The organism is Streptomyces longispororuber (assembly GCF_014656095.1).
Taxonomy (GTDB): domain Bacteria; phylum Actinomycetota; class Actinomycetes; order Streptomycetales; family Streptomycetaceae; genus Streptomyces; species Streptomyces longispororuber.
In genome coordinates this window covers 1-12,142 of sequence record NZ_BNBT01000201.1, presented here as the reverse complement: position 1 = coordinate 12,142, position 12,142 = coordinate 1, and the positions used below count along the sequence as shown (strand labels likewise).

General features: G+C 74.6%; 11 protein-coding genes and 1 rRNA gene. 10 read left to right on the top strand and 2 right to left on the bottom strand.

The features are described from left to right. Positions 1-77: ribosomal RNA gene (rrf, locus tag IE330_RS35260) — 5S ribosomal RNA — on the top strand; the annotation flags it as partial. Positions 78-1,216: 1,139 nt separating this feature from the next. Further along, on the top strand, positions 1,217-2,029 hold the full coding sequence (locus tag IE330_RS38605; protein WP_229926148.1) for a tetratricopeptide repeat protein: 813 nt from the start codon (positions 1,217-1,219) through the stop codon (positions 2,027-2,029). Positions 2,030-2,120: 91 nt separating this feature from the next. Here IE330_RS38605 and IE330_RS35250 read toward each other — a convergent pair whose 3' ends face one another. Further along, positions 2,121-3,398, bottom strand: coding sequence for a DUF1015 family protein (locus IE330_RS35250; protein ID WP_190140259.1), 1,278 nt, complete (start codon positions 3,396-3,398; stop codon positions 2,121-2,123). A 71-nt stretch (positions 3,399-3,469) separates the two neighbouring features. Between IE330_RS35250 and IE330_RS35245 the strand changes: the two genes are divergently transcribed. From IE330_RS35245 to IE330_RS35230, 4 genes are all read left to right on the top strand, one after another. After that, on the top strand, positions 3,470-4,510 hold the full coding sequence (locus tag IE330_RS35245; protein ID WP_190140258.1) for an HAD-IIA family hydrolase: 1,041 nt from the start codon (positions 3,470-3,472) through the stop codon (positions 4,508-4,510). A gap of 89 nt (positions 4,511-4,599) precedes the next feature. Beyond that, on the top strand, positions 4,600-5,643 hold the full coding sequence (locus IE330_RS35240; RefSeq protein WP_190140257.1) for a FecCD family ABC transporter permease: 1,044 nt from the start codon (positions 4,600-4,602) through the stop codon (positions 5,641-5,643). After that, the gene (locus tag IE330_RS35235) at positions 5,640-6,668 is read left to right on the top strand and encodes a FecCD family ABC transporter permease (protein ID WP_190140256.1); all 1,029 of its coding nucleotides are present in this window, start codon (positions 5,640-5,642) and stop codon (positions 6,666-6,668) included. The genes IE330_RS35240 and IE330_RS35235 overlap by 4 nt, the downstream gene beginning before the upstream one ends. 94 nt (positions 6,669-6,762) lie before the next feature. Continuing rightward, on the top strand, positions 6,763-7,569 hold the full coding sequence (locus IE330_RS35230; protein ID WP_190140255.1) for an ABC transporter ATP-binding protein: 807 nt from the start codon (positions 6,763-6,765) through the stop codon (positions 7,567-7,569). Between the two features lie 52 nt (positions 7,570-7,621). On the opposite strand, the gene IE330_RS35225 is transcribed toward IE330_RS35230, so the two are convergent. Further along, complete coding sequence (locus IE330_RS35225; RefSeq protein ID WP_190140254.1) at positions 7,622-7,969, bottom strand: SCP2 sterol-binding domain-containing protein; 348 nt, start codon at positions 7,967-7,969, stop codon at positions 7,622-7,624. A 42-nt stretch (positions 7,970-8,011) separates the two neighbouring features. Here IE330_RS35225 and IE330_RS35220 point away from each other — a divergent pair, with 42 nt between their 5' ends. From IE330_RS35220 to recN, 4 genes are all read left to right on the top strand, one after another. Further along, positions 8,012-8,353: a hypothetical protein gene (locus IE330_RS35220; RefSeq protein ID WP_190140253.1), complete on the top strand. Its 342-nt coding sequence runs from the start codon at positions 8,012-8,014 to the stop codon at positions 8,351-8,353. Between the two features lie 7 nt (positions 8,354-8,360). Continuing rightward, complete coding sequence (locus IE330_RS35215) at positions 8,361-9,176, top strand: TlyA family RNA methyltransferase (RefSeq protein WP_190140252.1); 816 nt, start codon at positions 8,361-8,363, stop codon at positions 9,174-9,176. Continuing rightward, positions 9,173-10,078, top strand: coding sequence for an NAD kinase (locus IE330_RS35210; RefSeq protein ID WP_190140251.1), 906 nt, complete (start codon positions 9,173-9,175; stop codon positions 10,076-10,078). Before IE330_RS35215 ends, IE330_RS35210 begins: the two co-directional genes overlap by 4 nt. 230 nt (positions 10,079-10,308) lie before the next feature. Then, entirely contained in the window at positions 10,309-12,027 is a 1,719-nt protein-coding gene (gene recN, locus IE330_RS35205; protein ID WP_190140261.1) for a DNA repair protein RecN, read from the top strand. The last annotated feature ends 115 nt before the right edge of the window (positions 12,028-12,142 follow it).

Genomic DNA, 12,142 nt, shown 5'->3' with positions numbered 1-12,142 from the left:
CGAACCCGGAAGCTAAGCCTTACAGCGCCGATGGTACTGCAGGGGGGACCCTGTGGGAGAGTAGGACGCCGCCGAACAATTTTTGGAGGACCCTTGGTCCCAGCGTTCACGCTGGGACCAAGGGTCCTTTTTGTTTTGCCGAAGAGCGCAGACCACGCGGCTGCGTCAGAATGACTGCGGTACCGAAGACTAGGAGTCACCGATGTCCACCAACTCTCCCGACGAGCGTCCGGAGCGCGACCAGCGCCGCCGGGACGGTGGTGACCGGGGCGGATTCCGCAGCGGACCGCGCCGCGACAACGACCGTGGGTTCCGTCGCGACGACCGCGACCGTGGTGACCGTGGCGGCTTCCGCCGCGACGACCGGGACCGCGACCGTGGCGACCGCGGTGGGTTCCGTCGCGACGACCGCCGTGACGACCGCGACCGCGGCGACCGGGGCGGCTTCCGCCGCGACGACAACCGCGCCGGTGGCTTCCGCGGCCGTGACGACCGCGGCCGTGACGACCGTGACCGCGGTGGCTTCCGCCGCGACGGGGACCGTCCCGGCTTCCGTCGCGACGATCGGCGTGACGACCGCCGCGACGACCGCGACCGCGGCGATCGCGGAGGCTTCCGCCGTGACGACCGTGATCGCGGCGACCGTGGCGGCTTCCGCCGCGATGACAGGCGTGACGAACGGCGCGACGACAGGCGTGACGACCGTGACCGGGGCTTCCGCCGTGACGGCGACCGGCCCACCTTCCGTCGCGACGACCGCCGTGACGACCGGCGTGATGACCGCGACCGTGGTGACCGCGGAGGCTTCCGCCGCGACGGGGACCGCCCTGGCTTCCGTCGCGACGACCGGCGTGACGACCGTGACCGTGGTGACCGTGGCGAGCGCGGTGACCGGGGTGGCTTCCGGCGTGACGGTGACCGTCCTCCCTTCCGTCGTGACGACCGGGACCGTGGCGGCGACCGTGGGTTCCGGCGCGACGGCGACCGGCCGGCCTTCCGCCGCGACGACCGCCGCGATGACCGCGACCGCGGCGACCGTGGCGGCTTCCGTCGCGACGACAACCGCGGCGGGTTCCGTGGCCGTGGGCCGGGCCGTGACGACAGCCGTGGGCGTCCGGGCGGCGGCTTCCGGGGTCGCGACGACCGCGGCGGCTTCCGGCGTGACGACCGCGACCGCGGTGACCGGGAGCGCGGCGACCGCGAGCCGATCAAGCGGCTGCCGATCCCGGAGGACGTCACCGGCGAGGAGATCGACAAGGACGTACGGCAGGAGCTGCAGAGCCTGCCGAAGGGCCTCGCCGACGACGTCGCCAAGAACCTGGTGATGATCGCCAGGCTCATCGACGAGGACCCCGAGCAGGCCTACGGGTACGCGAAGGTCGCCCTGCGGCTCGCGTCGCGCGTCGCCGCCGTGCGCGAGGCCGCGGGCTTCGCGGCGTACGCGAACCAGAAGTACGGCGAGGCGCTCGCCGAGTTCCGGGCCGCGCGGCGCATGTCCGGCGGGGTGGAGCTGTGGCCCGTCATGGCGGACTGCGAGCGCGGCCTCGGGCGGCCCGAGAAGGCCCTCGACATGGCCGGGGCGCCCGAGACGCACAAGCTCGACAAGGCCGAGCAGGTCGAGATGCGGCTCGTGGCCGCCGGGGCGCGGCGCGACATGGGCCAGCTCGACGCGGCCATCGTCACGCTCCAGAGCCCCGAGTTGGCGTCCAGCGCGGTGCAGCCGTGGACGGCCCGGCTGCGGTACGCGTACGCCGACGCGCTGCTCGCGGCCGGCCGTGAGGACGAGGCGCGGGAGTGGTTCGCCAAGGCCGTCGAGTCCGACAAGGACGGCAGCACCGACGCGTCCGACCGGCTCGCCGAGATGGACGGCGTCGAGTTCGTCGACGCGCTGGTCACGGACGACGACGTACCGGTGGAGCACGAGGACGACGAGCCGCGGACGCCCACGGACGGCGGTGGCGACATCGACGGTGACGGTGACGGCGGTCGCGGGGATGTCGTCGACGGCCGGGAGCGGGACGAGGACTGACGACTGACGCCCACAGCGGCAGGGCGCCGGTAGCGCAGGGGCGGGGCTCCGTACGGAGCCCCGCCCCTCTGCCGTACCGGCGTACCGTCCGTCAGAACGCCAGGTCGCGCAGGACCACGCCCGTGGCCGGCTTCGGGCCGAAGGACGTGGACTTGCGGGGCATCGTGACGCCCTGGCGGGCCAGGTCGCGGACGACCTCCTCGCGGACGGGGTGCATGAGGACGGCCGTGCCGCCCTCGCGTTCGGCCTTCTCGACCGTCGCCTCCGTGTGGTGGATGTACGCGATGTGCTCGGGCGCGTCCGGGATGTGCCAGACGTGGTCCAGAAGCGTGGCGTGCAGGACCGTGGCGTCCAGGGTGCGCCAGGCCTCCGGGCGGTCGGCCGGGACCGTACGGGCGAGCAGGTCGGGCGACGGGCGGTCCACGAGGTGGAAGGCGCCGTCTCCCGCGAGGAGGAACGCGTTGCCCTCCGCGGCGGCCGCGGCCAGCGCGTCCAGGGCCTCCGGGAGCGCGCACTCCAGCGTGCGGACGCGGAAGGAGCCGGTCAGGGACGCCAGGGCGTCGGCGACCGGGAGGCGGTGGAGGTAGCGGTGGATGGCGCGGACGCGCAGCGGATAGCGGGCCGTGTCCACGAGCAGGACCAGGCCGAAGTCCCAGGGGCTCGGCGACGCGTGCTCGCCGCGCAGCCGCAGGTAGGTGGCCCAGCGGTGGTGGCCGTCGGCGATGAGGGCCTGGTGGCGGGCCAGATCTGACCGGATCTCGGCGATCTCCGCCGGGTCGGTCACCGCCCACAGCCGGTGGTGGAAACCGTCCTCCGTGGTCGTCGAGAGCAGCGGCTTGTGGTGCACGGCGCGGTCTATGGCGGCGGTCGCGCCGCCCGCCTCGGTGTCGCCGCGGTAGGTGAGGAGCAGCGGTTCGAGGTTCGCCGCCGTCGCGCGCATCAGGGCGGCGCGGTCCTCGACGACGTGCGGCATGACGTCCTCGTGCGGCAGGACCACGCCGTCCGCCGGCGCGGACAGGCGCAGCGCCCCGATGATGCCGCGCTGCAGGATGTCGCCGTCGTGCTGCTCGTACACGTACAGGCCGGGCAGCGGGTCCGGGGCGAGGACGCCCTCGCTGAGCCAGTCGTGCAGGGTGTCGGCGGCCTGCTGGTCGCGGGCGGCCTGGGTGGTGGCCTGCGGCAGGATGAGACGGACGATGTTGTGCGGGTCGGACGACTCCAACTCCAGGAGCCCGTCGGGCCGGACGACGACGTCGTACGGGGGCGAGGTCACAGCGGCGAGACCGCCGACCCGCTCGGGGTCGTAGCGCACACCCCGGAACGGGATCAGGTCGAGGCCGTGGACGTCCGTGTGACCCGCTGTGTTCATTAGTGCATCGTAAGTGTGCCGATGACATGCGCGATGATCGGTGTAGTGGATCTCACGAGGAGCGATACGTAATGAGCCAGACCCGCGGTCAGAGCGCCCGAACCCGGCCCGACGGCAGTACGCGCGCGCTGCACGAGGCCTACGACACGGCGCTGCTGGACCTGGACGGAGTGGTGTACGCGGGCGGGCATGCGATCGCCCACGCCGTGGAGTCGCTGGAAACGGCCCGCTCGGACGGCATGCGGCTGGCGTACGTGACGAACAACGCGCTGCGCACCCCGGACGCGGTGGCCGCGCACCTCACGGAACTCGGCATCCCCGCCGAGGAGTCGGACGTGATCACCTCGGCGCAGGCCGTGGCACGACTCATGAGCGACCAACTCCCGGAGGGCGCCCGGGTGTTGGTCATCGGCGGTGAGGGGTTGCGGGTCGCTCTGCGTGAGCGGGGCCTGGAGCCCGTCGAGTCCGCGGACGACGCGCCGGACGCGGTGGTGCAGGGGTACGGCGGCCCCGACCTGCCGTGGGGGCGGTTCGCGGAGGCCTGTTACGCGATCGCGCGCGGCGTGCCGTGGTTCGCGTCCAACACCGACCTGACCATTCCCGGCGCCCGCGGGATCGCGCCGGGCAACGGGGCCGCGGTGGAGGTCGTGCGCATCGCCACGGGCGCCGAGCCCCAGGTGGCGGGCAAGCCGCTGCCCCCCATGCACCGGGAGACGATCCTGCGGACCGGGGCCGAGCGGCCGCTCGTGGTCGGGGACCGGCTCGACACGGACATCGAGGGTGCCTTCAACGGCGGCGTGGACTCACTGCTCGTCCTCACGGGCGTGACGGACGGGGCGCAACTCCTGGCCGCGCGGCCCGAGCACCGGCCGACGTACGTCGACGCCGACCTGCGGGGCCTGCTCACCGGGCAGCCCGAGGTGGTGGACGCCGAGCGCGGCGTCGCCTGCGGGGGGTGGGTCGCCGCGGTGCGGGGAGACGCGCTGGTGGTCGAGGGCGAGGGAGCCGCCGTGGACGGCCTCCGCGCGCTGTGCGGGGCGGCCTGGGCGCACGCCGGGGAGGGCGTCTGCGACCTGGACGCGGGGAAGGCGCTGTCCCGGCTGGGGCTTTGAGGGGCCCTGGCTGGGAGCTGGGGGAGCTTGGAGAGTCGCCGCAAGGGACGTCGGCCGAGGTCAATGGGAGGGTAGGCTAACCTAACCGCGTGTTGGTCGACAGTCCCCCCGAACCGAGCGCGGACACCGCTCCCGCGCCGCCCGCCCGCCGCGTCCTGCGCGGCGCCGGGCTCGTGCTCTCCGCCGTCCTGCTGCTGGCCGTGGTCCTCGCCAGCATCGCCGTCGGCGCCAAACAGCTCTCCCTGGGGCAGGTGTGGCACGGCGTGTTCCAGGACTCGGGGACGTACGCCGACGTCGTCGTGGGCGAGCGGGTCTCCCGCACGCTGCTCGGCCTCCTCGTCGGTACGGCGCTCGGCCTGTCGGGCGCCGTCCTGCAGGCGCTCACCCGCAACCCGCTGGCCGACCCCGGCCTGCTCGGCATCAACATGGGCGCGTCCTCCGCCGTCGTCACCGCCATCAGCTTCTTCGGCGTCACCTCGCTGAGCGGCTACGTGTGGTTCGCCTTCGCGGGGGCGGCGATCGTCGGTGTACTCGTGTACACGCTCGGCGGCACCCGCAGCGCCACACCCGTGCGGCTCGCGCTCGCCGGCACGGCGCTGACCGCCGCGCTCTCCGGCTATCTGCAGGCCGTGATGATCACGGACAACGCCGCGCTCGACAAGATGCGCTTCTGGACGGTCGGCTCCCTGGCCTCGGCCAAGACGGACACCATCCAGCAGGTGCTGCCCTTCCTCGCGGTCGGCATCCTGCTCGCGCTCGGCCTCGCCCGGCCGCTGAACGCCCTCGCCATGGGCGACGACACGGCCCGCGCCCTCGGCGCCCACCTGACGCGCACCCGCGCGCTGTCCATGGCCTCCGCGACCCTGCTGTGCGGGGCCGCGACCGCCGCCTGCGGGCCCATCATGTTCGTCGGCCTGATGGTGCCGCACGTCGTGCGCTCCTTCACCGGTCCCGACATGCGCTGGATCCTGCCGTACGCGGCGCTCCTGTCGCCCGTGCTGTTGCTCGGCGCCGACGTGCTCGGGCGCGTCGTGTCGCGCCCCGCCGAACTCCAGGTCGGCATCGTCACCGCGGCCATCGGCGCCCCGGTCTTCATCTTCCTGGTACGACGGCAGAGGATGGCCAAGCTGTGAAGGCGATACGCACCCGGGGCGGCCTCTCCGTCCGCCTCGACGTCCGCACGGCCGTGGTCGTGGCGCTGCTCGTGGCCGCCGCGCTGGCCGGCGGCGTCGTCCTGATCGGCACCGGCGACTTCGACATCCCCGCCGCCGACGTCGTGCGCACCCTCTTCGGCCAGGGCGACGCCGGGCAGGACTTCATCGTCAACGAGCTGCGCCTGCCGCGGGTCCTCGTCGGCCTGCTCGTCGGCGCGGCCCTCGGGCTCGGCGGCGCGCTGTTCCAGTCCATCGCCCGCAACCCGCTCGGCAGCCCCGACGTGCTCGGCCTCGGCCAGGGCGCCACCGCGGGCGCGCTCCTGGTGATCGTCGTCTTCTCCGGCAGCGCCGCGCAGGTGGCGGGCGGGGCCCTCGTCGGCGGCCTCGTCACCGGCGCCGCGATGTACGTGCTCGCCTGGAAACGGGGCGTGCACGGCTACCGCTTCGTCCTCGTCGGCATCGGCCTGAACGCCTTCGCCGTCGCCCTGAACGGCTATCTGCTCACCAAGGCCGACTTCGTCGACGCCGCGCGCGCCGTCGTGTGGATGACCGGCTCCCTCACCGGCCGCGACTGGGAGCAGGTCTGGCCGCTGCTCTGGCTGTGCGTCGTACTGCTGCCCCTCGTCGTCGCGCACGCCCGCCCGCTGCGCATGCTGGAGATGGGCGACGACGCCGCGTACGCGCTCGGCGTGCCCGTCGAGCGCACCCGCGTCGTCCTGATGGGCTGCGCCGTGCTGCTCACCGCGGCCGCGACCGCCGCCGCCGGACCGGTCAGCTTCGTCGCGCTGACCGCGCCGCAGCTCGCCCGCCGCCTGACCCGCTCGCCGGGGCCGAACCTGCTGCCCGCGATGTGCATGGGCGCCACCCTCCTGATCGTCTCCGACTGGGCCTCGCAGCGGGTGTTCGGCGCGGACCAGCTCCCCGTCGGCGTCGTCACCGGGGTGCTCGGTGGCGTCTACCTGCTGTGGCTGCTCGTCACCGAGCGCAAGGCCGGCCGGATATGACACCGGGCCCCGCCCCGTGCCGGGCCGCCGCCCGGGTCACGACGCCCCGCCCCGCCCCGTCCCCCGTACCACCCCGCCACCAGGAGCGTGCCCTGTGAACCGGCTCATCGCCGACCACGTGACCCTCGGCTACGACCAGCGCGTCATCGTGGAGAACCTCTCCGTGGAGATCCCCGACCACTCCTTCACGGTCATCGTCGGCCCCAACGCCTGCGGCAAGTCCACGCTGCTGCGCGCCCTGTCGCGGATGCTCAAGCCGACGGCCGGACACGTACTCCTGGACGGCGACCTCATCCACGCCATGCCCGCGAAGAAGGTCGCGCGCACGCTCGGCCTGCTGCCGCAGTCGTCCATCGCGCCCGACGGCATCACCGTCGGCGACCTGGTGGCTCGCGGCCGCTACCCGCACCAGGGCCTGCTGCGGCAGTGGTCGGCCGACGACGAGCGGATCGTGCGCGAGTCGATGGAGTCCACGGGCGTGGCCGAGCTCGCCGACCGGTACGTGGACGAGCTCTCCGGCGGCCAGCGCCAGCGGGTGTGGATCGCGATGGCGCTCGCCCAGGAGACGCCGCTGCTGCTGCTCGACGAGCCCACCACGTACCTCGACATCCAGCACCAGATCGACGTCCTCGACCTGTGCGCCGAACTCCACGAGGAGCGGGGCCGCACGCTCGTCGCCGTCCTGCACGACCTCAACCACGCCGCCCGCTACGCCACGCACCTCATCGCGCTGCGCGACGGCGAGGTCCTCGCCGAGGGCGCGCCCTCCGACATCGTCACGGCCGAGCTGGTGGAGGCCGTCTTCGGCCTGCCCTGCCAGGTCATCGACGACCCGGAGACCGGCACGCCCCTGGTGGTCCCGGCGGCCCGGCGCGCCCGCAGGACGGCCGCGGCCTCCTGAACCGGGCGCCGGGCCCGGCGTCACGGCCCGTCGGCCGGGCCCCGGGCGCCTGTTACAGCAGCTTCCTGAGCCGCAGCAGGTCGCGGAAGCCCGCGTCCAGGCGGACGCGGCCCGCGCCCCACGCCTTGGCGAAGTTCAGCCGTCCGTCCACCATGGCGACCAGGTCGTCGCCCGACAGGGCGAGGCGGATCTCGGCCTTCTCCCGCGGTGGCCCGGGGTGGTGGCCGAAGACGTCGATCCGGCCCTGCCGCAGCCGCCCGGTGAAGGTGACGTCCAGATCCGTCAGGTGGCAGCTCAGGGATCGGTCGAGCGCCACGGCGGCGCGTACGTCGCCGTCCGCGCCCGCGAGGTTGTCCGAGAGGGTGTCGAGTGCGCTGCGGCACTCAGCCAAGGTCGCCATCGTGATCGACGGTACCCCAGGGCTTCGATGTAGCGTCGTGTCATGAGCGACTCGACGCCGGGCCCGGAGCCCGAGTCCCCCGAGCCTCCCCAGGTCGCACAGGAGGCGAAAGCCGCGGCGCCGCCCCCGTCCGCCGCCGGGGACGCCCCGCCGGAGCCCGCCGCGCCCGCCCCCCTGGGCGTGCCGCGCGAGCCCACCGGGCACGCGGACGTGGACGCCCTCCTCGACCGCCTCGGCGACGCCGACCACCTCGCCACGGACGGCCACGTCGAGGTGTACGAGGATGTCCACCGGGGCCTGCGCACCGCGCTGACCGCGCTGGACGCACCGCAGGGCCCTCCCGGGCCCCGGCCGGGAACCCCGCAGACGTACGACAGGAGCTGAACCGAACGTGGCAGGAGTGGCACGCCGCCGCCTCGACGCAGAGCTGGTGCGCCGGAAGCTGGCGCGCTCGCGCGAGCACGCGAGCCAACTGATCGCCGCCGGACGCGTGAGTGTCGGCAAGGCCGTCGCGACCAAACCCGCGACCCAGGTCGAGACGGCCGCCGCGATCGTCGTCGCCCAGGACGACGGCGACCCCGACTACGTCTCGCGCGGCGGCCACAAGCTCGCGGGCGCCTTCGCGGCCTTCGTGCCCGAGGGTCTCGTCGTCGAGGGGCGGCGCGCGCTCGACGCGGGCGCCTCCACCGGCGGCTTCACCGACGTGCTGCTGCGCGCCGGGGCCGCGCACGTCGTCGCCGTCGACGTCGGCTACGGCCAGCTCGCCTGGTCCCTGCAGAGCGACGACCGGGTCACCGTCAAGGACCGGACGAACGTCCGCGAGCTGACGCTCGACCTCATCGACGGCGTCCCCGTCGACCTCGTCGTCGGCGACCTCTCCTTCATCCCGCTCGGGCTCGTGCTGCCCGCCCTGGTGCGCTGCGCCGCCCCCGACGCGGACCTCGTCCTGATGGTCAAGCCGCAGTTCGAGGTCGGCAAGGAGCGGCTCGGCAGCGGCGGCGTGGTCCGCTCGCCCGAGCTGCGGGCCGAGGCCGTGCGCGCCGTGGCCCGGCAGGCGTGGGACCTCGGGCTCGGGCTGCGCGGCGTGACCGCGAGCCCGCTGCCGGGGCCCTCCGGCAACGTGGAGTACTTTCTGTGGCTGCGCGCCGGGGCGCCGGAACCGGACCCGGCGGACGTCGACCGAGCCGTGGCGGAGGGGCCCCGTTGAGTCAGACCCGAGCTCGTACTGTTTTCCTCCTGGCGCACACCGGGCGGCCCGCGGCCGTCCGCAGCGCCGAACTCGTCGTGCAGGGCCTGCTGCGCAGCGGCATCGGCGTACGGGTCCTGGAGGCGGAGGCCGTGGACCTGCCGCTGCCGGACACCGTGGAGCTGGTCAAGGAGGCCGAGCCCGCCTGCCTCGACGGGTGCGAGCTGCTCATCGTCCTCGGCGGTGACGGGACGCTGCTGCGCGGCGCCGAGTTCGCCCGCGCCTCCGGCGTGCCGATGCTCGGCGTGAACCTGGGCCGCGTCGGGTTCCTCGCCGAGGCCGAGCGGGACGACCTCGACAAGGTCGTCGACCGCGTCGTCACCAAGGAGTACGAGGTCGAGGAGCGCATGACCGTCGACGTCGTCGTGCACAGCAACGGCGACGTCGTGCACCGCGACTGGGCCCTGAACGAGGCCGCCGTGCAGAAGATGTCGGCCGAGCGGATCCTGGAAGTCGTCCTGGAGATCGACGGGCGCCCGGTGACCGGCTTCGGCTGCGACGGCATCGTGTGCGCCACCCCGACCGGCTCCACGGCGTACGCGTTCTCCGCGGGCGGGCCCGTGGTGTGGCCCGAGGTCGAGGCGCTCCTGATGGTGCCGATCAGCGCCCACGCCCTGTTCGCCAAGCCGCTGGTGACCTCGCCGGACTCCGTCCTCGCCGTCGAGGTCCAGCCGCACACGCCGCACGGGGTGCTGTGGTGCGACGGGCGGCGCACCCTCGAACTGCCCGACGGGGCGCGGGTGGAGGTGCGGCGGGGCGCCGTGCCGGTGCGGCTCGCGCGGCTGCACCACGCGTCGTTCACGGACCGCCTCGTCGCCAAGTTCGCCCTGCCCGTCTCCGGGTGGCGGGGGGCGCCGCACTGACGCCCGCGGGGGGGCGTACGCCGTCCGCCGCGGGGGCGGGCGTACGCCGTCCGCCGCGGGGGCCGTCGCACGGTGCCGGGGCGGGCGCTGGCCCCCCACCCCGGCGGGTGACAAGCCGCACTCCGGGGCCCTCCGCCACCTGCGCCTTCACCGAACGGCCACCCGCGGACCCCAGGGCACGTCGCACGGGGCCGCCCTGACCTCGTAAGGTCTAGTGCGTGTTGGAGGAGATGCGGATACGGTCGCTCGGAGTCATCGACGACGCCGTCGTCGAGCTGTCGCCCGGCTTCACCGCCGTGACCGGCGAGACCGGAGCGGGCAAGACGATGGTCGTCACGAGCCTCGGCCTGCTGCTCGGCGGCCGCGCCGACCCCGCCCTGGTGCGGCTCGGCGCCAAGTCGGCGGTCGTGGAGGGGCGGATCACCGTACCCGAGGGCGCCGCCGCGGCCCTGCGCGCCGAGGAGGCCGGCGCCGAACTCGACGACGGCGCCCTCCTGGTCAGCCGCACCGTATCCGCCGAGGGCCGCTCCCGCGCCCACCTCGGCGGCCGGTCCGTCCCCGTCGGCGTCCTGGCCGAGCTGGCCGACGACCTCGTCGCCGTGCACGGCCAGAGCGACCAGCAGGGCCTGCTCAAGCCCGCCCGGCAGCGCGGCGCCCTCGACCGCTACGCGGGCGACGCGGTCGCCGTGCCGCTGGCCAAGTACACCGCGGCCTACCGGCGGCTGCGGGCCGTCAGCGCGGAGCTCGACGAGATCACCACGCGCGCGCGGGAGCGGGCCCAGGAGGCCGACATGCTCCGCTTCGGCCTCGACGAGGTCGCGGCCGTCGAACCCCGCCCCGGCGAGGACACCGAGCTGGCCGCCGAGGCCGAGCGGCTCGGCCACGCGGAGGCGCTCGCCTCCGCCGCCACCGCCGCGCACGCGGCGCTCGCCGGCAACCCCGAGGACCCCGAGGGCGTCGACGCCTCCACGCTCGTCGCGGGCGCCCATCGGGCCCTGGAGGCCGTACGCTCCCACGACCCGGCCCTCGCCGCCCTCGCCGAGCGCATCGGCGAGATCGGCATCCTCCTCGCCGACGTGGCCGGGGAGCTCGCCGGGTACGCCGACGACCTCGACGCCGACCCGCTGCGGCTCGCCGCGGTCGAGGAGCGGCGCGCGGCGCTCACCCAGCTCACCCGCAAGTACGGCGAGGACGTCGGCGCGGTGCTCGCCTGGGCGGAGGCGGGGGCCGCGCGCCTCGCCGAGCTGGAGGGCGACGACGACCGCCTGGAGGAGCTCACCGCCGAGCGGGACGCGCTGCGCGCCGAACTCGCCGGGCTCGCCCGGGCGCTCACCGAGGCCCGCGTCGAGGCCGCGGCGCGGTTCGCCGCCGCCGTCACCGAGGAGCTGGCCTCGCTCGCGATGCCGCACGCGCGCGTCACCATCGACGTCCGGCAGACCGACGACCCGGACGGCGTCGAGATCGACGGGCGCACCGTCGCGTACGGGCCCGCCGGCGTCGACGAGGTCGAACTGCTCCTCGCGCCCCACCCCGGCGCGCCGCCCCGGCCCATCGCCAAGGGCGCCTCCGGCGGTGAGCTGTCCCGCGTCATGCTCGCCGTGGAGGTCGTCTTCGCCGGCACGGACCCCGTACCGACGTACCTCTTCGACGAGGTCGACGCCGGGGTCGGCGGCAAGGCGGCCGTCGAGATCGGCCGGCGGCTGGCGAAGCTCGCCAAGTCGGCGCAGGTGGTGGTGGTCACCCACCTGCCGCAGGTGGCGGCGTTCGCCGACCGGCAGCTCCTCGTGGAGAAGACGCACGACGGGTCCGTGACGCGGTCCGGGGTGCAGGTGCTCGAGGGGGAGGACCGGGTTCGGGAGCTGTCGCGGATGCTGGCCGGGCAGGAGGACTCGCAGACCGCGCGGGCCCACGCGGAGGAGCTCCTGGCGACAGCCAGGGCCGACATGTGACCACCGGGCCCTAGCGGGTGGCTCCCCAATCCCGCCCCTTCCCGAAACCAAGGGGCTCCGCCCCCTGGACCCCCGTATCGCGCTGACGCGCTCGTCCTCAAACGCCGGACGGGCT